The organism is Chryseobacterium sp. L12, from assembly GCF_056133985.1.
Genome location: NZ_JBVYOF010000030.1, coordinates 1 through 22667, shown reverse-complemented (window position 1 = coordinate 22667; position 22667 = coordinate 1). Strand labels below are relative to the sequence as shown.

The 22667-nt window shown below is 33.5% G+C and carries 18 protein-coding genes; 2 read left to right on the top strand and 16 right to left on the bottom strand.

Going from position 1 to position 22667, the window contains the following annotated elements:
• Window positions 1-68 precede the first annotated feature (68 nt).
• Entirely contained in the window at window positions 69-2009 is a 1941-nt protein-coding gene (locus AC0NBN_RS15495) for a S8 family serine peptidase (protein ID WP_160811684.1), read from the bottom strand.
• 281 nt (window positions 2010-2290) lie between these two features.
• Between AC0NBN_RS15495 and AC0NBN_RS15490 the strand changes: the two genes are divergently transcribed.
• Window positions 2291-2968 carry a hypothetical protein gene (locus AC0NBN_RS15490; RefSeq protein ID WP_160811683.1) on the top strand — a complete coding sequence of 226 codons (678 nt, stop codon included), beginning with the start codon at window positions 2291-2293 and terminating at the stop codon, window positions 2966-2968.
• Window positions 2969-3060: 92 nt separating this feature from the next.
• Here the strand turns inward: AC0NBN_RS15490 and AC0NBN_RS15485 are convergent, their stop codons facing one another.
• The 13 genes from AC0NBN_RS15485 to AC0NBN_RS15425 form a co-directional block, all read right to left on the bottom strand.
• On the bottom strand, window positions 3061-3747 hold the full coding sequence (locus AC0NBN_RS15485) for a hypothetical protein (protein WP_160811682.1): 687 nt from the start codon (window positions 3745-3747) through the stop codon (window positions 3061-3063).
• A 1-nt stretch (window position 3748) separates the two neighbouring features.
• A complete protein-coding gene (rfbD, locus tag AC0NBN_RS15480; protein ID WP_160811681.1) occupies window positions 3749-4612 on the bottom strand; it encodes a dTDP-4-dehydrorhamnose reductase in 864 nt (287 codons plus the stop codon).
• 3 nt (window positions 4613-4615) lie between these two features.
• Window positions 4616-5101, bottom strand: a complete 486-nt coding sequence (locus tag AC0NBN_RS15475) for an acyl-CoA thioesterase (protein ID WP_160811680.1) — start codon at window positions 5099-5101, stop codon at window positions 4616-4618.
• Between the two features lie 61 nt (window positions 5102-5162).
• A complete protein-coding gene (locus AC0NBN_RS15470; RefSeq protein ID WP_130914299.1) occupies window positions 5163-5666 on the bottom strand; it encodes an OmpH/Skp family outer membrane protein in 504 nt (167 codons plus the stop codon).
• Window positions 5667-5739: 73 nt separating this feature from the next.
• Window positions 5740-6288: an OmpH/Skp family outer membrane protein gene (locus tag AC0NBN_RS15465; protein ID WP_143883303.1), complete on the bottom strand. Its 549-nt coding sequence runs from the start codon at window positions 6286-6288 to the stop codon at window positions 5740-5742.
• 4 nt (window positions 6289-6292) lie between these two features.
• Window positions 6293-8830, bottom strand: coding sequence for an outer membrane protein assembly factor BamA (gene bamA / locus AC0NBN_RS15460; protein WP_143883302.1), 2538 nt, complete (start codon window positions 8828-8830; stop codon window positions 6293-6295).
• Between the two features lie 28 nt (window positions 8831-8858).
• The gene (locus AC0NBN_RS15455; protein WP_143883301.1) at window positions 8859-9608 is read right to left on the bottom strand and encodes an isoprenyl transferase; all 750 of its coding nucleotides are present in this window, start codon (window positions 9606-9608) and stop codon (window positions 8859-8861) included.
• 7 nt (window positions 9609-9615) lie between these two features.
• Window positions 9616-10509 carry a type IX secretion system protein PorG gene (porG, locus tag AC0NBN_RS15450; protein WP_160811679.1) on the bottom strand — a complete coding sequence of 298 codons (894 nt, stop codon included), beginning with the start codon at window positions 10507-10509 and terminating at the stop codon, window positions 9616-9618.
• A gap of 209 nt (window positions 10510-10718) precedes the next feature.
• Entirely contained in the window at window positions 10719-13211 is a 2493-nt protein-coding gene (locus tag AC0NBN_RS15445) for a polysaccharide biosynthesis tyrosine autokinase (protein WP_160811678.1), read from the bottom strand.
• 3 nt (window positions 13212-13214) lie between these two features.
• Window positions 13215-14069, bottom strand: a complete 855-nt coding sequence (locus AC0NBN_RS15440; protein WP_160811677.1) for a polysaccharide biosynthesis/export family protein — start codon at window positions 14067-14069, stop codon at window positions 13215-13217.
• Between the two features lie 32 nt (window positions 14070-14101).
• Window positions 14102-15232, bottom strand: a complete 1131-nt coding sequence (locus AC0NBN_RS15435; RefSeq protein WP_160811676.1) for an MraY family glycosyltransferase — start codon at window positions 15230-15232, stop codon at window positions 14102-14104.
• Window positions 15233-15322: 90 nt separating this feature from the next.
• Window positions 15323-16324, bottom strand: a complete 1002-nt coding sequence (locus AC0NBN_RS15430; RefSeq protein WP_160811675.1) for a glycosyltransferase family 2 protein — start codon at window positions 16322-16324, stop codon at window positions 15323-15325.
• A gap of 3 nt (window positions 16325-16327) precedes the next feature.
• Window positions 16328-17398 carry a formimidoylglutamase gene (locus AC0NBN_RS15425; protein ID WP_160811674.1) on the bottom strand — a complete coding sequence of 357 codons (1071 nt, stop codon included), beginning with the start codon at window positions 17396-17398 and terminating at the stop codon, window positions 16328-16330.
• A gap of 122 nt (window positions 17399-17520) precedes the next feature.
• On the opposite strand from AC0NBN_RS15425, the gene AC0NBN_RS15420 reads away from it, so the two are divergent.
• Window positions 17521-18681, top strand: a complete 1161-nt coding sequence (locus AC0NBN_RS15420) for a retropepsin-like aspartic protease (protein ID WP_160811673.1) — start codon at window positions 17521-17523, stop codon at window positions 18679-18681.
• A gap of 221 nt (window positions 18682-18902) precedes the next feature.
• On the opposite strand, the gene topA is transcribed toward AC0NBN_RS15420, so the two are convergent.
• Together topA and AC0NBN_RS15410 are read right to left on the bottom strand one after the other, a co-directional pair.
• A complete protein-coding gene (topA, locus tag AC0NBN_RS15415) occupies window positions 18903-21473 on the bottom strand; it encodes a type I DNA topoisomerase (RefSeq protein WP_160811672.1) in 2571 nt (856 codons plus the stop codon).
• Between the two features lie 47 nt (window positions 21474-21520).
• Entirely contained in the window at window positions 21521-22561 is a 1041-nt protein-coding gene (locus tag AC0NBN_RS15410; RefSeq protein WP_474468760.1) for a hypothetical protein, read from the bottom strand.
• Window positions 22562-22667: the final 106 nt, after the last annotated feature.

Genomic DNA, 22667 nt, shown 5'->3' with positions numbered 1-22667 from the left:
TTATTATCTTGCAAATATGTTAAAAAAATTTAACACTTGCAAACGTTTTATTTATATTATTATATATATTACTTTTTTATAAATTTTTCACTTATTTCTTTTCCATTTTTATCTTTATATATCATCATATAAATACCAGATTCAAGAGCTTGAACATCTATTTTTCCATCTCTCATTGTTTGTTTTAAAACAATCCTACCGCTTGCATCCAAAATAACTACAGTAGCTTCAATATTATTATTTCCTTTAATATTCAAAATGTTTGATACCGGATTAGGATAAATTTGAATATCATCCCCTTTTAAAGAAGATTCCGTTGTACTGAGAGTAGAAAGATTTTGAGAACTAGCAATTAATGTAAAATTTTGATTACCTCCAGTTAAGTTTCCTTTATGGGTAACTGTAATAGTATATGCTCCACTAGGATTTGGTATGTCTATTCTTTCAAAATTATCAACATCATTAGTAGAATTATTTGTTGCTGGCGCAAAAGCATTACTTAATCCTTGTAATTTCCATGGATAATAAACCACTCCATTAGAATCTGTTACTTTAATATCTAAATCATTTACTAGGTATTTTTTAGAAGGATCAACAGTTCCAGTATTTATGTTATCTGGATTATTTAAACTATTAGGAAGAGGAGCTGGATCAGTCCAAGAAATGGATATTTTTAATGGTCTCGAACTTGTTGCATTGATTGTTTGTGTGTAAGTTGCTCCATTATTTAAATTTAACTCTTGAATAATACTACGATTAGATGTTAAATTTTTATCTCTTATGAGTTTTGCAGATGTGTCTGCATTAATCAAGCCCCAACCAAAAGAATAATCTGGTCCCGGTGTAGAACCAGCTTCATCTGCAGTATGCAATACAAGCCCTTTTACAGTAGCCGCTCTCATAAAACCATTATATAATTGATTGTAATACTGTTGTAACAAAACTACTACTCCAGTAACACCTGGAGCCGCCATTGAGGTTCCGTTTAACAATCCTGTCGATGTGTCAGAAGCACTTGTTGTAGACCTTACGGCTACTCCTTTCATTGAAATTTCAGGTTTAATTCTACCATCATCCGTTGGTCCATAATTGCTAAAGGATGACATTATAACGCTTTCATTATTTACATATTGAGGTACTCCATTAACAGCCGCAACAGTCAAAGCATTTTTAGCAACTCCATCACCAGCAATTAGATCGTATCCAAATTTGGTTGAATTTTGAGACCCATAAGGTGCAACAGACTTATCTCTGTCGTTTCCAGCAGCAAAAACCGGAAGATAAAAAGGATTGTTGACGCAAATCGCATCCAATTGTCTTGCATCATTAGTGTAAGCTCCTAAAACCCATAGCTGATTATTATTATTCAGTGCAGGACCATAAGAATGATTAGAAACTAGCATTCCTGTTGATGCTTCGTCCTGCATTTCAGCTAAGTCATTAGTCCAATCATAAGACTTGATAGCAGAATTAAAAGCGATTCCTCTGACTGAAGGCAAAATCCCTTGTGCAGCTATTGTTCCAGCAACGTGAGTTCCGTGAAGAGAAGTCGAAGAGGTAAAGTCCATAATAGAAACCTTAGAAAAACCATTGACAATAAATTCCTGATGAGTATCTCTTACAGGACCTCCATCCCAAACTCCCGCTGTCATACCTTGTCCCTGAATATTAATCCCTAAAGCTCCACCGCTGTACAATGAGTTCACTCGAGCTGTAATCGCTGCACCTTCATTGTAAGTTGTATAATAAATTGGTGTCCCGTCTGGAAAAACATCTCTAATCTCAATCTTACCGGATTCATCATCTTTAATAATGCGCTTTTTACCTGGGTTTTGGCTCAAATAATCTGCGATTCGTAATTGTCTCTTATTTTCATCATACTTCAATTCTTGAAGGAGAGCGGCATTTCCAGCATGATTTGACTGGGCGGCAATTCTATTTCTTTCTTCTGCTGTCTGTGAATAATACAAACTTGGCAGAATCATAATTAAAAAAAATGTTTTTTTCATTTCTATTCAATATATTCAACGTTCAAAATAAATAACTTTATAAGTTTTAGACTAAATTAATCACTTTTTTACAAAATTCATGCAAAAATGTTAAAAAAAAATCAATTAAACAATATTATAATGTTAAAACCCACTTTAATATACGAAAAAATTTCTTAATTAGATTAGCTGCTCTTATGAAATGTTGATTAATTAAATGCATGAATATTTACTATACTTTATGAAACACTTAACACTTATATTCAACATATTTTCATAAATTTGATTTTAAATAAATAAAAATGAAAAAGATATTACTTATATTTACCAGCATATCCACTACATTATATTTTTCACAAGAAGTGGTTTTATCCCAATATGATTTATTAGGAGGAACATTCAGTAATAGTGTTAAGTCATCAACCGGAAGATCACTTAACTACGATGAAATCTCAGGTAGTCCCTATTTGGATAAATCTTTTAAAGAAGCAAAAATTGCTAAAAACTATCAAAATACACTTGTTAGATATAATTCTTTCAAAGATGATGTTGAATTCAAAAATGAAGCGAATAACGAAATAATGGTTATTCCTAAAGAAGATAAATTTAAAACAATAGAAATTTTATCTCCTAAACAAAAACTCGTTTTACTAAATTTAGACGGTGAATATGGTTACTATTATGAAGTTTTAGACGGAACTGTTTCTCTGTACAAAAAGACAAAAATTAATTTTATTGATGCTAGACCAGCATCCACGCCCTATGGAAGCGATCAACCTGCATCGTTCAGTAATCCCGTAATAAGCTATTACATAGTGAATGGTAATAAATCAATTAAAAACCCTAGAAATCAAAAAGATTTAATTCAGCAGATGCCTGAAAAAAAAGAAGTTTTAACTTCTTTTTTTAAAGAAAATAAGATAAAGTTTGATAAAGAAGAGGATATGAAAAAACTTGTCATGTTCTTAAATCAAAACTAATATTTATACACTACTAAAAATACGGCTTAGATTGTTTTTTATCTAAGCCGTATTTTTTTGTATAACTAAAGAAGTTTATATCTAAAAGATTCTTATTTTTGGTTTTCAGTATAAATCATTCTTAAAAAATCTCCATACGAGCGATCCAAAACGGTAATATCTCCTGATTTAAGATTAATTCCAGGTTCGCCATAAGTATTTGAACGGACTCTGAGTGAAGACATCTGAAAATATTGAGCAGAAGATCCAGATTGCCCAGAAATTTTTATGGTTGATCCCAACAGCTTTTTAGTAGAAATTACGTATGTATCTCCAGGAATGGTTTTAATTGACATAAATGATCTTGGCTGCAGAACATATTCCTGCTTATTAATGCTTATCTTTTGTGGCTTCTGTGACGAGGAAAATATATAAACAAGATCAGATGGTTTTGAAAGTTCTTCCTTAGAAGAATAATAAAGTTTAATTTTATAATTAGCCGGATTGAAAGGCTGAATTTTTCCATCAATCGTTTCTATCGGTTGATAGGCAAATGAGTTAGCTCCAATATCTTTTGCTTTCTTATAAACATTTGCAAAAACCGCCAAATCATTATCAGAGTAACCTATCACATCGATTTCCCCTAGATATTCCGCATTGGTAACATCTTTTCCTATCTGAAATAAATATTTATCATTATTGTCATTCGTCTTTTCAACTTTGGATAGATAAACATTCTGTGCATGTAAGAACAATCCTAACAAAAATAATATACAAACCGCAAATTTTCTCAAATTCATACTATTTTATTAATAAATTAACACAATCCTCAAGACTATTCTCCCAATGTTTAGGTTCAATTTGGTATACTTTCTCAATTTTATCTAAATTCATTGTACTTCTTTGAGGTCTTTTTGCCGGAGAAGGATATTCTTCTGTTTTTAGTTGATTTAACTTTATTTTTGAATGTGAAAATTCTGCAATTTTTTTTGCAAAATCAAACCACGTTGTTTCAGGATAATTTGAGAAATGGAAAACTCCAAAATTTTTATCTGGTCTTTCTACAATAGTCATAATTGTTTCAGCTAAATCATTGGCATTGGTTGGCTGACCAAACTGATCTGCAACAATTCCAAGTTCATCACGCTGGGAAAATAAATTGAGCATTGTTTTTACAAAGTTTTTATTGAACTCCGAATACAGCCATGACGTTCTCAGAATAACTGTTTTTGGATTATTTTCTAAGGCAAGTTCTTCCCCTAAAAGTTTGGATTTCCCGTATACTCCTACAGGATTGGTGAAGTCATCTTCCGAATAGTCTAAATTGGTTTCCCCGTCAAAAACATAATCAGTAGAAATATGAATGAGAACTGTATTGTATTCAGCACATGAGGATGCAAGATTTGCAACGCCGTAAGCATTTACAGCAAAAGCCTTTTCTTCTTCTTTCTCTGCCAAATCTACAGCAGTATATGCAGATGCATTAATACAAAAATCAGGTTTATGCTCTGCAAAAAAATCATTCACTTTTCCTTCGTCTGTAACATCTAAGGTCTGAGAATCAGCAAAAATAAAATCGTAGTCCAATTCAAAATCAGGGACTATTTTTCTGATACAACTTCCGAGCTGACCGTTTGCTCCTGCAACAAGTATTTTTTTTTGCATTGCTTATGAATTTTTGGCGTTTTGTATTCTTAAAAATTTTGATCTGGACTGAAAATCTTTTTGATCTAAATCAACAAAGAATTTCCCAAATGTTTCTTTAATTTCTTTCGGATGCACTTCAGATTTTCTTGTTTTTACATTAAAATAGATCACCGTAACCCAAAGTACAGCATGAATTGTTTTCTCGTCCTGGCTTTTCATCAGAATTTCAACTTTTGCGGTCCTGTCTCCTACTTCAATTGTTTTACTGCTGATTACTACCTGATGATTATATCTCACTTCTTTAAGATAAGCTATTTCATTCTGAATGGCTATCCATGTACAGCCGGTCTTTTGAGTATATTCTTCGTAGGTAAATCCATAAAATTCTTCTACATGATCTTCTCTTGCATTGAACATGTATTCAAGATATTTGACATTATTAAGATGTCCGATAGGATCACAATCACTAAATCTTACTTTTACGGTTGTAGAAACTTCTTTATTCATAATGCAAAAATAAAAAAACCACCTCTAAAAAAGGTGGTTTGTCAATCTTTTAACAACAATATTATTGTATGTTTAATTCTTTTTTTACTGCTGCAGTAGCATCCGGACCGGCTTTGTATAGAATACCTGTAGAATTTGAGTCCATTACATATTCATAGCTGTTTGCTTTAGCTACTTTTTCGATAGCTGCGTTTAGTTTCTTTTCAATCGGATCATAAGCAGCGGTTTGCTTTGCTAAAAAGTCTTTCTGCGCTTTATCCTGCATCTGCTGGATTTCCTCTCCCAATTTCTTCATTTCTGCTTCTCTTGCAGTATTTTCTTCAGCTGTTTTTTTAGGAGCTTCAGTCTGATACTGTTGGAATTTTGCCTGAGCTGCATCTGCTTTCTTTTTAATCTCTGCTTGCTTAGTATCTGCAAAAGTATTCAACTCTGTATCTGCTTTTTTCTTTTCCGGCATTGCATTAAGAATCGCTGCAACATCCAAAGTAGCAATTTTTTGAGCTTTTGCCATACCTACAGATACAACCATCATTACTGCTGCAAATAATACACTTAATTTTTTCATAACGGGTAATAAATAATTAATTTGTTTTTAGATTTTAAATTTAAGTAAAAGTTAAGTTCCGAAAAAACTTTTACTATTTTTTATTTGATTTTTTCTCTTTGTCTTTCGTTCCTTTTAGTAAAATGTCTAATACTTTATCTGTATAGTCATATCTTTTTTGAAGAAATATCACATTTACGTCATTGCTTTTATCAAAAACGATACCTAAGCCATTTTTCTCTGACATCTCTTTGATGGCAGTCCAAATCTGATCCTGAAACGGCTGCACCAGATTAGTTCTTAGCTGAGTAATTTCTCCATTCTTACCAAATCTTAAGCTGGTGGTCGTTTTTATGCTTTTGTCTAAATCTAAAACTTCTTTCTCTCTCAGCTTAAGCTGATCTCCGATCAACAAAACTCTTTCGTTTTCAAAAGCTGATCTTTTTTGATCATATTCAGCCTGCAATCTTTGCAAATCCTGCTCCCATGTATCAATCTGAGCATTAAGTCTTGCTGCTGCTTCCTGATATTCCGGCATTTTATTTAATATATATTCAGTATCTACCACACCAATTTTCTGAGCATGGGTAAAGCCGAATAACAAAAAAGCGAAAATGGTGAAGAATGTTTTAAACTTTTTCATATCGTTATAAAGATTGGTTCATCAGGAAGTGTGTTTTGTTTCCTGACACATTTCCGTCAATTGTTTTATCAAATCCGTATGCGAAATCAAATCCTATTAAACCAAATGCTCCCATATACACTCTTACTCCCACACCAACAGATCTTTTAAGCTGGAAAGGATTGTATTTATTCCATGAGTTCCAAACATTACCTCCTTCCGCAAAAGTAAGTCCGTAAATCTTTGCCGTCTGATTCAATGAAATCGGATATCTTAACTCTAACGTAAATCTGTTATAAATAGTACCTCCTCCTCTTTGAGTAATATCTTCTGCCTGACCTCCGTAAGTAGAAGCATTTTCGTAACCTCTCAACGGAATAAGCTCTCTACCATCAAATCTACCTCCAAACAGACCAGTTCCCCCTACATAAAATCTTTCAAACGGCGGAGCTCCCAATTCTTTGTTGTAGCCATCCATAAAGCCCATTTCAGCAGACGAACGTAACACCAATTTTCCCACTACCTCATTGTAGATATCTGCCTTGAATTTAATTTTATAAAACTCCATCCACTTGTATTTGTCGACAGGAGTCATTGTAGAGTAGTTTTTATTGCTGAATAGAGAAAATGGAGGTGTAAATTTACCCGACAATTCTATATTAGAACCCATTGTAGGGAATATTGGATCAATACCGGCAGAGTTTCTGCTTAAACCAACATTTAAACTTAAGTTATTTGCGTTACCGTATAACTCTGTAGAGTCACCAAACTCAAACGGATAATTGCTGAAATTATATTTCTGATACTGAATCCCTGTGTATAGAGAAAAGTAATCATCCGGCCATCTTAATAACCTGTTTAAACCAACAGTAGCAGAAAATATATTTAATCTTTGATCTGGTCCTGAAACCTGATTGTAATTTACTCTTGAATTATTTAAACTTACAGATAATGCAGTCGGCTTGGTTCCGAATAACCATGGCTCTGTGAAAGAAACTCCATAATTCTGGAAAAACTGTCCTGCCTGAGCCTGAATAGATAAGGTTTGCCCATCACCTTGTGGTACCGGTCTGAAATCTTTAAACTTAAGGAAATTTTTCAATGAAAAATTATTAAATGTAAGCCCTAAAGTTCCGATAAAGCTATTACCACCATAACCTGCCTGAAGCTGTACTTGAGAAGATCCTTTTTCAACTAATTTCCATCCTATATCTACAGTATTATCCTGTGGATTCGGCTGAATGTCCTGACCAATCTGCTGCGGATCAAAAAATGACATGGATGCCAGATCAAAATAAGTTCTCTTTATTTCAGTTTTCTTGAATAATTCACCGGGTTTGGTTCTTAACGCTCTTAAAATTACGTGGTCATGAGTAGTTGTATTACCAGACCAGGTAACTTTATTCCAGGTTGCCTGCTCCCCTTCTGTAATTCTGATTTCCAGATTAATAGCATCTCCCTTGACAGATTTCTCTACAGGAACTACATTGGAAAATAAATAACCATTATTCATGTATAAAGATCTAAGGTCGGAATCATCTTCCTTACCTCCGTCTTCACCTACTTTCTTGTTAAAACCAACAGCATCATAAATATCACCTTTTTTGTAACCCAGCAAACGCTGAAGATATTCTGTAGGATAAACTGTATTACCTACAAAAGTAATATCTCCTATGTAGTATTTTTTACCCTCTTCAAGCTTTACGTTGATTTCGTAATTGTCTTTCTTATTTCTCCAGACAGAATCAGATACAATTTTAGCATCTCTGTATCCTAATGAATTATAGTAATTAATTAAGTTACGTTTATCTTCCTGATATTTTTCTTCAATAAATTTTGAAGATTTTAAAATCCCGCCGATTCCAAATCTTTTTTGTTTGGTTTCTTTAAAGGCTTTTTTTCTTAGTTTAGAATCGCTTACACTTTCGTTTCCTTCAAACTCAATGTGGCTTATTTTAATTCTTTTTCCTTTATCAACATTGATTGTCCAGTCCACAAGATTAGGATCACTTGCATTGATTTTATCTTCAATTGTAATCTTGGCATCAGCAAATCCTTTCTTTACATAATCTTTAGGAATATTGGTTTTAAGACTGGAAACTAAATTCTGGGTAATTTTTGTACCCGGTTTTAGATTATTATCTTTTGTTAGTTTTTCGTTTTTGGATTTTCCGATTCCCTTACCAGCAAATTTCACCTCTCCAAGTTCTTTAAGATCCTGAAGATAAAATCTTAAAACAACAGTCTTTCCTTCAATACTTTCTATATACACTTCAACCTCCGAAAAAGATTGAGAATCCCAAAGTTTTTTAATAGCATTACTGATTTTCTGCCCCGGAATATCTACTTCCTCTCCTTTTAAAAGTCCTGTAAATCTTAAAATTTGTGCGGTCGAGAATTTTTTTACCCCATCTACAACAATATCTTTAAGAATGTATGTTCCTGTCTGGTTTTCTGCAAGAACGGCAGTTGTACTTACCTTTGTGCTGTCCTGTGGAGTTACCTGTCCATAAAAATGTGCAGAAGCCGCAAACATAATGATGGGTAATAGTCTAAACTTCATTTTATCGTAATCTTTCTTTTCTTAAAATTTATTGGATTTGAACTTGATCGCCGGTAAGACCGTATCTTCTTTCCTTGTTTTGATAATCTACAATACACTGAAAGAAGATATCTTTGGTAAAATCCGGCCACAGAACATCTAAAAACTGTAGTTCTGCATAAGCTATCTGCCAAAGGAGAAAATTGCTGATTCTTATTTCGCCGCTTGTTCTTATAAGCAAATCAACAGGAGGAAAATCTTTTGTATAAAGATAATCTTCAAAAAGTTTTTCATCAATTTTTTCTATTTCTACTCTGCCTTCTTTCACATCTTTACTGATGTTTTTTACAGCATTAAGTATTTCGTTTTGTGATCCGTAGCTTATTGCCAAGACCAAGTTTCCTTTTGTGTTTTCTTTTGTGAGATCTACCACCTTCAGCAACTGATCTTTTACCAATGGAGGCAATTTATCTAAATTACCGATCACGTGCATTCTTAATCCTTTACTGAAAATCTCATCTGCTTCCAGCAGTAAGGTTTCTGTAAGCAGAGCCATCAGTGTGTTTACTTCATCTTTAGGTCTTTTCCAGTTTTCCGAAGAAAACGTGTAAAGCGTAAGATAAGGGATATTAATCTCGTTGCATGCGTTGATTGCATTTCTTACTGCATTAATCGCATTTTTATGACCGAAAGTCCTTTCTTTACCTTTTGATTTTGCCCATCTTCCATTACCATCCATGATAATAGCCACATGTTTCGGCAAATTCTCAGAATTAATCTTTTCTTTTATCAATGACATCTTTTTCTTAATCACAATAACATGGCGGTCTTCCGAAAGAATACGTAAGTCCTATACTGAATGTATTCATCCAGTCTCGGGATTCTGTATCACCCAGAGATCTTCTGTTGATAATTGCAGCTTCTCTTTCTTTAGACACAATGTAATAATTCCCCGTTTCCAATAATGATCCTCCTGTATTCGGGCTCAAAATTTCTGCATTATAATTTGAGACAACATCTTTAGACAATACTTTACTATGATCTAACTGATCTGTTAAAGCATATCGGAAAGTTGCTTCTGCAAATATTGCCCATCCATGATTGAATTTATATTTTAAACCCACTCCAAAAGGAATCTGAGCTACCGTTTTCTTTCCTAACGAATATTCTGTTGTAGTCACAAAATCCAATTCATCAATAGGAGCCTGCGCAACGCCATCAGAATTCCTTCTGAAATCATGTCTAATAGTTGCTTTCGGAGCATCAAACATAATCCCTCCAATACCTCCAAAAATGTATGGACTTACCATACTCATCTGCTCATTATTTACCGGAAAGAAGTTATATTCAAAAACTAAGCTCGCTTCATAAATATTATTCTTCCCAAAAGAGTTTCTGTTTCTTCTATACTCCTCTTTAGCCGCTTTATCACTAAACTGCACCTGATTGTATCCCAGATCTAATCTTACGGTTTGGTGAGGGTTAAAATTAAATCTATATAAAATACCACCATAAAACGGAAAGCCTAAATCTGAAACCCTGTTCAAATCCAAAGGCTGCTGCAAAATGTAATTGGTTTTACCTATATCTCCAACAAGATTACTCATCCCCAATCGAATTCCCAATTCATTTCTTTGTGCTTTCATACTTACCACCGTTCCTAAAAGGGTAAGAAAGCTAAACAATAATTTTTTATTCATAAAGAATACGGATTTATGGTTATTTTAAAATTTAATTTTTGCAAATATAAAACATTTTTATATTAATGATATTCTTAATGTTTAGTTAAAAATAAACAAAAAAATATAATTTGTTATAAAGTAAACGACAAAGTAGCAAATTTATTCTTTTTTTAATACTTATGCCTAAAAAAATAAAAAAATAAACCCCGCTGAACAGGGTTTACATATTATCTGTTGAGAATTGCCTTTAATTTATTTCTCAATTTAATCAGAAATGGCTCCTTGTAGTTTTTATCTTCATCAAAATAGCCATAACCGTAGCCATAACCGTAGCCATAACCGTAGCCGTAGCCATAACCTTGTTTAGCTACATAATCATTATAGATTAATCCTAAATGCTTAATTTCATCATTATGATATTTTTCTGTAATCATTTTAAGCATATATTTCTCGGTATATTCATGACGAACAATATATAAATTGGCATCAGAATGCTTCATCAGTTCATAAGAATCGGCAACCAATCCTACGGGTGGAGAATCTATAATAATAAAATCATAGATTTTTTTAAGCTCTTCAATAAACTGAATATTTCTTTCACTCATAAGCAATTCTGACGGATTGGGAGGAATTGGCCCTGAAGTGGCAACATCAAGATTCGGAACAGCCGTTTTATTAATAATCTGATCAATCGTGGTTTCACCTGTAAGATAATTGGAAATACCAAACTTATTATCAATATTAAAATCTCCGAAAATTTTAGGCTTTCTTAAATCCATACCCAATAATATGGTTCTTTTATCGCTTAATCCTAAAACTGAAGCTAAATTAATAGAAACATAGGTTTTCCCTTCACCACCGACCGAAGACGTAACCAAAATCACTTTACTCTTATTATCCTCACCTGATAAAAACCTCACATTGGCACGAATTCCTCTAAAGGCTTCCGAAACAGAAGATTTTGGCGAATCTAAAACGGTAAGCATATTATCCGTAGAATTATTACCGATGACGCCAAGTAAAGGTATTCTCGTTACACTTATCAGTTCCTTAATATTTCTAATCTTACTGTCAAACAAGCTTCCCAACAATATAATTAAAAGTGGAAGGGCAAAAAGGCTTCCGAAAATTGCCATTTTTGTTCCTTTGATATTAGGACCAATAGGAGCCTGACCAAGATTTTTTGCCGGGTCTATCACAGTAATATCCGATTGATTGGTAGCAAGTCTCATTTTACTGTCATTCTGCCTGCTTAGAAGACTGTTATATGTAGCTTCAATCATGTTATATCCTCTTTCAGCATCCAGATATTTTCGCTGTTTTTCCGGATATGCTGAAAGTTCTGTGCTGGCTTCAGCAATTTGCTGATCAATTTTATTAATCTCCGCAGTGTAAACATTGTAGACATTTCTCAATGATCCCGAAGAATTGGTCATTGCTTCATTTATCAGTCTGTTGATTTCTTTAATCGGCTCAGAGTTCGGCGTGTAGATTGTAGCGAGCTCTCTCTTCTTAGCATACAATGCTTTCAATTCTGATACAGATGCGGAGAACATACCATCATCAAATCCGGCTGCAGAAGGACTAATCATCTTATCAAAATTTCTTGAATCTACAGAATTTCTAATGTTTCTAAGAGAATTCATTTTACTTAGAAAATCTGCTTTTTTGGCTTCCAGATCTTTTATTTTTTCCAAAGACTTTTCATCCCTGTTTGTAATATCGTATAGCTTTTCTGAAACCTTAAGGTGATTAAGATAAGTTGCACTTGAATCAAGCTTTTTTCTTATAGAATCCAAACTTTCTTTCAAATAAAGTTCAGTTCTTTTATCAACAGTATTTTTATCCAGAAATCTTTTTTTACGTAGTTCCTCAATGGATGTATTAAGGAAATTAACGGTACTATTAAGATTATATCCCGTCTTGGAAACAATCATTATCGTGTTGATCTCTTTATCAAATTCAACTCCAACAGAGTTAATAATCCCATTCACGGCATCATTAACCGTAGAAAGATTTACAATAATATTATTTAATTTAATTTTGCCCTCTACAGGATTACTTATCAATCTGAAACGAAGATTCGGAGAAGTGTACCACTCATTTACCTTAATAATTTTATTGGCAGGTCTTGGGTAAGCATCAATACTCTGAAACCCTTCAAATTCGTAAGAATAAAGATTTGTGGACTGATTTTCTTCAGGAAGAACTACTTCATAAGAGTCTTTTCCTTTAGGAATAAGTGTTATAGGATAATTTACCTGCTGCAAATGTTTCCTGTCAACTTCTAAAAACACTGGTGAATCATCTTTATCCAAATAAGTTGCCTTAATAGTACCTTTTGTCTGATAATTCACAAACAGATTCAGCTCTTTTACCAGATATTCATTGTGAGATCTGGACAACAGCATTTTCTTGAGATAAATACCATCCTGATTACCTTTCTGTCCCCAAATAAAATTGATTGACTGATTGGGGCTAAAGTAACTTGATGTACTATTGGATATACTTAATGACAGGCTTGAGGAGTAGACATTCTGTGCATAATATTTACCGTAAAACCACGAAACTACATAGCCTATGGAAAGCATTAAAGCAAACCAATACCAGTTTTTAAGAACCCTTCTTAAAAAATGCTCTACATCAAACAACGCAAATGATCCGTATTTTTCTTTCTGCTCATCCGATTTACTCTTTGCATTCTGCTTTTCAGGAATCATAGCTTAAAGATTTTTAATGAGTAAGTAAATTGATAAAGCCGTAGTAATTACAGACACTCCGCTTATGATAGTCTGAAGAGGATCTTTTCCAAATCCGTTCAAACTTCTTCTGTTTGTAGTAAGCAAAATTTCATCACCATTTTGTACATAGAAATATGGAGAATTCATTACATCTTCTCGGGTGAGATCTATTTTTGCTTTTTTTATTCCTTCAGGAAGCTTCCTGTAAATAACAATATTTTTTCGGTCAATGGTACGATTCAGACCGCCATTCATTGCAATAGCTTCGGTGAGTGTAAGGGTATTTTTGTAGGCTTTTTTCTCACCCGTCATTCCGGTTGTTTCAATATCACCCAGAACAAAATACGTTATACCATCAGTATTTAGTCTTACCTGAGACTTCCCTTCCTGAAAATTTTCATTTACTTTCCCCTGAATTTCAGCACTTATTTCATCAATCGTTCTTCCTTCTGCTTTAATAAATCCTATTCCGAAAATATTGATCTCACCTTTAGCATCAACCCTTAACCCTCTAAAGTAAATGATTGCGTCACCACCTCCGTTTGCTCCTCCGGCAGCACCGCCTCCTCTCATTGTAATAGAAGCGCCTCCTCCATCAGAAGAAGCATTTAGATTAGAATAAAATTGGGCAGCATCCCCTTTTGGCGTAGTAACAATATCTAAAGTTAACATATCATTTTGGGTGACTCTGTAAACAGGAATATTGTAAGGAATTAAACCTTCTTCATTGATAACCAAACTCTCATTAGGTTGTAAAAGTTTTACATCTCTTGATGTTAAACAAGAAGTAAGAAGCAATGGTATGATCAGAAATAATAAATTTTTATAAATTTTCATCGTTAATAAATGTAGTTTGCAAAAATAGAAATTTAATTAATACTTTTTTGTTTATTGTTTTGTAATGCATATACCACATCCGGAATATATGCTCCGACAAATCCCAGAAACATTACTGTAAAAAGCAGGAGGTTAACATTGGAATGACGCAGAAAATAAGTCACGCCAATAATAAAAAGATAATAAATCACCATATAAAAACTTGATCTTCTATGAGTTAGGTTCAGCTTTAACAACTTATGATGAATATGATTTTTATCTGCTTCAAATGGAGATTTTCTATTCCAAAGCCTCACGATAATTACATTTAAAGTATCGACAATAGGCAGAATAAGAATAGCGACAGCAATTACAGGTGCAGATTTCAGATGATATCTGGGAACATCTACACGATTTTTATCTATGAATATATCTATGAAGCAAATACAGGTAAAGGCAAGTAAAAAGCCCAAGAGCATAGACCCTGTATCTCCCATGAATATTTTTGCTGCTCTGTAGTTGGATAAATTATAGTATAAAAAAGCCAGTACAGAACCAATAATTACAAAAGAAAGTACAACCAGCGGATAATTATATTCGCCCAATCTGTAATAGCTGATGCCGAAAATAGCACTGCAAATGATAGAATAACCTCCTGCAAGCCCATCAATTCCGTCAATGAGATTAAATGCATTGATAAGTATAATAAAAGTAATTATTGAAAAAAATACACTAATCCAATAATTAATTTCAAAAATGCCAAAAATACCAAACAAGCTTCTGATTCTCACATCTGAACCAATGACAATGAACACAGAAACAACAATCTGGGCAATCAGTTTTTTGTAAGCCCGCATAACTACAATATCATCCATGATTCCTATATAGAGAAGGATGATAAGTGAGGCAAAAAGAAATTTGTACAAATCAAAAATTTCATATGCAAAAATAGACATGCATATTCCGATTGAATAAAATATGGCAATTCCTCCCAGATTCGGTATTTTTCTGAGATGTGAGCTTCTTACACCCGGTTCATCCATCAGGTTTTTTTTCCGGGAGATCTTAATAATTGTAGGAATTGAAAAAAAAGTAATTAAAAAAGAGAATAAAAAACCTAACCCTACTTTTACATAAAAAATAGAAATACCTGTCTGGGTTAAGAACAATTCAAAATTTTTCATCGTTGTCTTTATTAGTTTCTTCGCCAGATTGGGAAAGCAAAGATTAAAAAGTCATTATTTTCATTAAAAAATAATGAACTTCATTCTGTGTTACATCAATTTTCTGATCAATTTTTTCTGTCCTGCAAAAAACAGAAGATAGAAAATCTTTTTTTTCAGGGGCAAAGATAAAATATAATTCTTACCGAAACGACTGTAAGTCAATATATCTTTCAAATTAATTCCCCTTTTATGTGTAAAATCTGCTAATTCCTGAGACATTTTATAAAATACATGATCATTTTTTACAAAAGCCAGATAAGCCAGATAAGTATAAATTCCTTCCAGGATCTGAAATCCTTTCATCTCTTTCTGCTTATCAGAATATTTTGAATGGAGAAAAGCCAGTTCCACATCTTCTACAGCTTTCAGAATATCCAAACCTCTTTCGTTATGAGTTTTTGTAATAGAATCTGTTCTTTCAAGATACTGATAATGAAATTTTTGAGTCTGCGCTAAAGTTTCACATTCCAGCAAAAGCTGCGGAATGAGCTGAATATCTTCAAAATGAACTCCTTTTTTGAATCTTTTGCTCTTAAAAAGTTCTTTTCTGAACAATTTATTGCACGAAAAATAACTTAAATCTGAAAAGACCGAAAAATTATTTTCCAAATCAATCTTCTCAGGCATATTTGGGATCTGTGTAAGCTTTTGGGTAATATTTCCGTTCTCATCAACTTTCTGAATGTTGCAGATCACCATTTCGGCATTATGCCGTTCAGCCAGACTCAGCATTTCTTCAAACATAGTTTCATTAACATAATCATCGCTGTCTACAAATCCGAAATAATCTCCCGTTGCCTTATCAATTCCAAAATTTCTCGCATCGCTCAGTCCACCGTTTTCTTTGGTAAAAGATTTAATTTTCTCAGGATATTTTGCTGAATATTGCTGAATAATACCTTCCGAAGCATCCATACTTCCATCATTCACGACTATAATTTCGATATTAACAAGAGTCTGATTAACAAGAGAATCCAGACATTTAGCCAAATAATTTTCTACATTATAAACCGGAACAATTACTGAAACTTTGGGGGGAACATTCATCATTGCTTATGATTTTGTAAATCTTGGACTCAGCCAGCCTTTTTTGGCTTCGTCAAAATCTTTTCTGGAACACGGAATGCAGTTTTCAATATTATCATCATCGCCAAAATACCAAAGATTGCTAAACGTATCTCGCTTAAAGGCATATTGCCGGTCTTCTATCAATACATAAAACATTTCGTATTTTCTTTCTTTCGGATGTGAGTGCTGTATATTGATGCCTTCAATCAGATACCAGATCATTTGTGCTAAAAGCTGGTGATTGAGCTGATTTTCCGAATAAATATTATAATTAAAAATACCTACAGATTTAAGGTTTTCGCTCAAACCTATCTCTTTCATATATGCACAGATTTCTCTTCGGTTGAGACCATTTACCTGAGGATTCATTGAAAAAGCGTCACTGAAACTTTCAATAGCATCACAATTTACGGTTACCAAGTCTGCTTTTCTAAAAAAAGGTTCTGTTTTTTCTGTAGAATTCATCATTTCTGCCAAACGGATAATATCAAATTCTACTTCTTTGATTAGCTTTACAGAATCTGTTTCATTCAAATGCTTCTGATAGCCTAAATGATGATAATTTTTAATCTGAAAATTTTTTGAACCTAAAATTCTACTCAAAAAAGTATTTTCATTAATATTTTCGCCTTGTTTTAACGAAATAATATTGCTGATCTGTGTGTAACTGATGTTTTTCTGATGAAAATGAAGCGCAGAAAAAAGCGAAAAAGCAAGATCATTGGATCCGCCGATAATTACGGGAATTGCTCTTTTGTAATGACATGCCGATAAAACTTCCTGCAAAATATAATGAGAATCTTCTACAGACTTACCGGAAACTAAGTCTCCCAAATCAACAACGGGAATTTCAAAATCAAGCTGAGAAAGCTTATAAAACTCTTTTCTGACAGCTGTAAAATCCTGAACTTCTGCATCACCATTAGCTCCTCTGTAATCAGAAACAAAAAGAAGAACGATGCTGTCTTCTTTGATTTCTTTGGTTATCTTATGCCCGATTTGCCAATTTTCTGTCCTGAAATTCCGAGGCGGAATGATAAAGTCTTCAAAATTCATGTCTGTGAGTGCTTATTGATCGTCAAAAATATTAAAATTAAATGAGGAAGCATGCCTAAATAAAAAATTTACCATTGTAGATAATCTTTTATTTTATATTTGTAATAACTAAAACACAGTTCATGAAAAAAAGATTCTTAATTCTTCTTTTTATTTTTACATGTATTCAATGTAAATTTTACACACAATTACCTGCAATATCAAACAAAATACCTTTTAAGATTGACGGATTGATACTTTTTAAAGGAATGATTAATGGCAGAGAAGCCAATATAGTATGGGATAATGGATTTTCAAAAACAACAGTTGACCAAACATTCTACACTGAAAACAGTTTAAAAAAATTAGAGGGTAAGGCAGAAGTGATTGATGCTAACGGAAAAAAATTTGATGTAAACAAATCTCTTCTTAAGTCTTTGCAATTTGGGGATACATTAATTTCAGATCTTATTATTGATATCGCTGATCTTTCTGTATTTCCAATGAAAATAGATGCAATTCTTGGAGCTGATATCATTAATCAATATATATGGGATTTTAATTTTGACAATAATGAATTTCATTTTTCGAAGGATCAAATAACACATAAAACAATATATGATATTCCTTTTTCTCTAGGAAGTAAATACAACAATAATCACACAATAGATGCCTATGTCAACAACAAACCCATAGAAATACAAATTGATTTCGGGAATACTCATGAATATTTAACGGTAAAAACAGATTCTTTTGACAAACTTTTCAGTAGAAAAAAGAAGTTGACTTTCGAAGGTTGGGGCGCTATTGGAGTTGCCGGGATTGGTAATAACGAGATCAATCTATTTTTGGACAATGATTACACATTCAATTTGGGTGGTGTCTATTTGCTTAGAAGACACACTCCATACGCAGATAATCAGGAAAATATGATTTACCCAGCAACCTTAGGATTTCAGTTCTTCAGGAAGATAGGAAATTTAATTATTGATCCGTTTTCAAAAAAATATAAAATTTATTCTCCCTCAAGAACCATAGAGCCTTACCGTTATTCAAGTTTTGGCTTTAACTTATTTGTTAATGGCGGAAAAATAATAGTTGTTAAAATAATAAAGGAAAGCGATAACGTCAAAAAATACGAAATATCGGTAGGTGATGTTATAAAATCAATTGATGGTCACGAAGCTTCTGATTTTAAAAAATTTCAGGAAATTCGAAATTACTTAAATGCGAAACAACAGATAAAAATTATCACAAGCAAAAACCAAGAAATCGTTTTGAATAAAGAATCTTTTTTCAACTAAAGAACCTACCTAAAATCTTCGAATGCAATTTCTGCTGATATTACCAGTCAAAACTAAACTTTTAAAACAAATGGAGCAGTAAGAATTAATGATAATCTTAAACACGTTTATAACATTGTCTTTTGAAAAATAATGCGAATGCTAATCAGAAAAGGAAAAAGAATTTATTAATAATATTGAAAATGAGAAAAAAAGCACAGACTAATCTGTGCTTTTATAATTTATTTCTTCGCTGATGGTTTCTTAACAGCAGGCTTTTTCGCTGTTGTTGCTTTTTTTACAGCTGGCTTTTTTGCTGCAGGTTTTTTCTTTTCAGCAAACGCTTTCGGATCTTGGGCGGTAATCCATTTTTTTACGTCATCCAGAGAAATTTCTTTCAGCTCATCGCTTTCATACTTCGTATCATCTGCTTTTTTCGGAATTTTAAACATCGCTTTTCCGAATTTGATGAAAGGTCCCCATCTTCCGTTTTCAATAGATATTTTCTCGCTTTCCCATTGCTGAATATAACGGTTCGCTTCTTTTTCGAGTTTAGCATCAATCAGTTCGTTGATGTCGCTTTGGGAAAGGTTATCAAAGTCATAACGCTTCGGAACATTCACAAAAATATCTTTATACTTAATAAACGGACCAAATCTACCACTACCTTTAGTCACCGGTTCGCCTTTATAAGTCGCAATAGGAGCGTCAGCTTTCTTCTTTTCAGTAATAATTTCCTCTGCACGGTTTTGATCTACAGAAAGCGGATCTTCACCTTTAGGAATACTGATATACGTTTCGCCCCATTTCACATAAGGTCCGAATCTACCTACACCTACCGAGACAGGATTTCCGTCAACTTCTTTCAGATCGAAAGGAAGTTTAAAAAGCTCCAAAGCCTCTTCTAAAGTAATGGTTGCGATATTTTGCCCTGCCATTAATGACGCAAAAGTCGGCTTTTCTTCATCATCCGTTTCACCAATCTGAATCATGGCGCCAAATCTTCCGATTCTGGCGTGTACATTTTTACCCGTTTTCGGGTCAACACCTAAAAGTCTTTCTCCGGTAGCACGGTCTGCATTTTCTTCTACATCTTCTATTTTTGGATGAAATTTGGAGTAAAAATCCGTCATCATTTCTTTCCATTTCTGACCTCCATTGGCAATTTCGTCGAAACTTTCTTCTACTCTTGCGGTAAATCCGTAATCAAGAATTTCTGTAAAATTATCAGTAAGGAAGTCGTTTACCACTTCTCCAATATCTGTAGGAACAAATTTATTTTTATCGCCCCCGAATTTTTCGTCAAGAACTTCTTTTTTAACTTTATCATTGGCTAAAGAAATCTTCACCACTTCTCTTATTTGCGGTTCGATCTCTCTCTTATCAACATATTCTCTGTTCTGAATGGTCTGAATAGTCGGCGCGTATGTAGAAGGACGCCCAATTCCTAATTCTTCCAGCTTTCTTACCAATCCCGCTTCGGTATATCTTGCGCTTGGTCTGGTAAACTTTTCTGTAGCTGTAATTTTTTTATAACTTAAAACTTCACCAACACTTACTTTTGGAAGCAGCTTTTCGTTGTTCTCTTCATCTTCATCTTCCGTTTTTACGATTCCGTAAGCCTTTAGGAAACCATCAAATATAATCACTTCACCCTGCGCTTCAAAATGCTGCGGAAGTCTAGAATTTCCAATTTCGATGGTAGTTTTTTCAATTTTAGCATTCGACATTTGTGAAGCCAATGTTCTTCTGTAGATGAGTTGGTATAATTTACTCAACTGAGCATCACCAATTGTTTTTACCGAAAAGTCTGTCGGACGGATCGCCTCGTGCGCCTCTTGTGCAGAAGAAGATTTTGTAGTATAATTTCTTGGAGAAGAATATTCTGCTCCGTATTCTGAAATAATCTGATTTTTTGCACCCTCAATTGCTTCCTGAGAAAGGTTTACCGAGTCAGTTCTCATATAGGTAATGTATCCTTCTTCATACAATCTCTGAGCAAGACGCATCGTATTGGTCACATTATAACCTAATCTTGAAGAAGCTTCCTGTTGTAAAGTAGAAGTTGTGAAAGGAGCAGATGCAGAACGGCTTCCCGGCTTGGTTTCAACATTTAAAACTTTAAATTCGGTTGTCTTAGCCAGTTCAAGAAAATTTTCAGCTTCCGATTCTTTATCGAAATCTTTTTTAAGCTTTGCTGCAATTTCCTGACCTGTTTTATTTAAAAATACACCATCAAGCTTAAAGCTGGCTTTCGGAACAAAACTGCGGATCTCCTTCTCTCTTTCTACGACCAAACGTACTGCAACCGACTGTACTCTTCCCGCAGAAAGCCCCGGTTTTACTTTTTTCCAGAGCACGGGAGACATCTCAAAACCTACAATTCTGTCAAGAACTCTTCTTGCCTGTTGTGCATTGACCAAGTTCTGGTCTATATCTCTTGGATTTTCAATGGCTTTTAGAATAGCATTCTTGGTGATTTCGTGAAAAACAATCCGTTTTCTGTTTTCCGGCTTTAGTTTTAATTCTTCTGCCAAATGCCATGCAATAGCCTCTCCTTCACGGTCTTCATCGGAAGCCAGCCAAACCAGATCGGCTTTTTTCACGGCTGCTTTCAATTCTGTAACCAATTTCTTTTTGTCGGCCGAAACTTCGTAATCGGGACTGAATGTAGACAAGTCAATTCCCATTCCTTTTTTAGGAAGATCACGGATGTGACCGAAACTGGATTTCACTTCAAAATCCTTTCCTAAATATTTCTGAATAGTTTTTGCTTTTGCCGGAGACTCAACGATTACTAAATTTTTCGACATACTGAAAATTTTTGCAAAAGTAAAGCTTTTTTATTAGATGGGTTTTGTCAAATCATTTTATTTAATAATTCAAACGGTACAAATAGCGTTCTGTAGAAGAATCCTTCAAAAGTAAACCCTCTTCCCGACATCTCAACACGATACATTAACGAGAACAAAACAATACACAATGTTACCCAGAATGTCCTGTTGACAATCAATTTTTCACAAGACGATGAATGTGCCGAATCTCTCAATAACAAAGAGAAAAGAACAATAAGGAATATCATATGAATGTACATCCATCTTCCCCAATCAATAGCTAGATAGAATAATGGTAGTGAGAATAAAAAAGCTCCTGCTAACAAAATAGACAGATGCTTTTGCTGAGTTTGATTTTTTAAATAATATCCTACATGAAAAACACTTATTAACAAACTCAGAAAATATAATCTATATTCATTAAAATGCTCTTTTATGTACTGTCTTTCATCAATATTCCAAAAGAAAATACCTTTCGTGAGAACCACACCACGATCTTGCAGAATCTTTAAAGACTGACCTTCATTAATTTCTTTCCCGAACAAAATAATAATCACGGCAGGAAGTAATACTGCCAAAATATACTTTATGTATCTTTTCCATTCCCATTTCTGATTTTTTAAATATAAGGCAATTAAAAAATAAGGAATAAAAAAAAGTGTAATCTCATGGAAAAACATGGCAGTAAAAAGACCAGCCACTACGGACTTTTCTTTAAGCCTTGATAATGAATTTTTGCTAAGATGATAAACAAAAAAGGCAAAAAGAAAAAATACGATAAATTCTTTTTTTCCAACATAATCCACACAGTTGAAAATCCCAATAAAACCAATGGAAGACAGCAATAGTGAGAGATATAGAAAGGTCACCTCTTTATATTGAATGGTTTTAAAATAATAATAAAAAAAAGAGGTTATAATAACTACCTGAAAGCCGTACACTAAATACTGAAGCTTCAAGTTAGTAACATCCTGAAGAAAGAAAAAAAAACTTCCGGAAAGCCCTCTTCTTTTAAACCCAAATTCCGAAATAGAAAAAAAAGAGTCTTTTAGTATTCTAATATCCAACTGCGTAGCAGTAGAAAAAAATAACCGATGAATTTCGATCTATCCTTTACCAATAAAGAGATTACGCCTTGGGGAGGACTGGTGTTTTTTAAGTAAATGTTGGACC

Coding starts and splice junctions, on each gene's coding strand:
- AC0NBN_RS15495 (WP_160811684.1), bottom strand. CDS start 2,009: ATGAAAAAAACATTTTTTTTAATTATGATTCTGCCAAGTTTGTATTAT.
- AC0NBN_RS15490 (WP_160811683.1), top strand. CDS start 2,291: ATGAAAAAGATATTACTTATATTTACCAGCATATCCACTACATTATAT.
- AC0NBN_RS15485 (WP_160811682.1), bottom strand. CDS start 3,747: ATGAATTTGAGAAAATTTGCGGTTTGTATATTATTTTTGTTAGGATTG.
- rfbD (WP_160811681.1), bottom strand. CDS start 4,612: ATGCAAAAAAAAATACTTGTTGCAGGAGCAAACGGTCAGCTCGGAAGT.
- AC0NBN_RS15475 (WP_160811680.1), bottom strand. CDS start 5,101: ATGAATAAAGAAGTTTCTACAACCGTAAAAGTAAGATTTAGTGATTGT.
- AC0NBN_RS15470 (WP_130914299.1), bottom strand. CDS start 5,666: ATGAAAAAATTAAGTGTATTATTTGCAGCAGTAATGATGGTTGTATCT.
- AC0NBN_RS15465 (WP_143883303.1), bottom strand. CDS start 6,288: ATGAAAAAGTTTAAAACATTCTTCACCATTTTCGCTTTTTTGTTATTC.
- bamA (WP_143883302.1), bottom strand. CDS start 8,830: ATGAAGTTTAGACTATTACCCATCATTATGTTTGCGGCTTCTGCACAT.
- AC0NBN_RS15455 (WP_143883301.1), bottom strand. CDS start 9,608: ATGTCATTGATAAAAGAAAAGATTAATTCTGAGAATTTGCCGAAACAT.
- porG (WP_160811679.1), bottom strand. CDS start 10,509: ATGAATAAAAAATTATTGTTTAGCTTTCTTACCCTTTTAGGAACGGTG.
- AC0NBN_RS15445 (WP_160811678.1), bottom strand. CDS start 13,211: ATGATTCCTGAAAAGCAGAATGCAAAGAGTAAATCGGATGAGCAGAAA.
- AC0NBN_RS15440 (WP_160811677.1), bottom strand. CDS start 14,069: ATGAAAATTTATAAAAATTTATTATTTCTGATCATACCATTGCTTCTT.
- AC0NBN_RS15435 (WP_160811676.1), bottom strand. CDS start 15,232: ATGAAAAATTTTGAATTGTTCTTAACCCAGACAGGTATTTCTATTTTT.
- AC0NBN_RS15430 (WP_160811675.1), bottom strand. CDS start 16,324: ATGATGAATGTTCCCCCCAAAGTTTCAGTAATTGTTCCGGTTTATAAT.
- AC0NBN_RS15425 (WP_160811674.1), bottom strand. CDS start 17,398: ATGAATTTTGAAGACTTTATCATTCCGCCTCGGAATTTCAGGACAGAA.
- AC0NBN_RS15420 (WP_160811673.1), top strand. CDS start 17,521: ATGAAAAAAAGATTCTTAATTCTTCTTTTTATTTTTACATGTATTCAA.
- topA (WP_160811672.1), bottom strand. CDS start 21,473: ATGTCGAAAAATTTAGTAATCGTTGAGTCTCCGGCAAAAGCAAAAACT.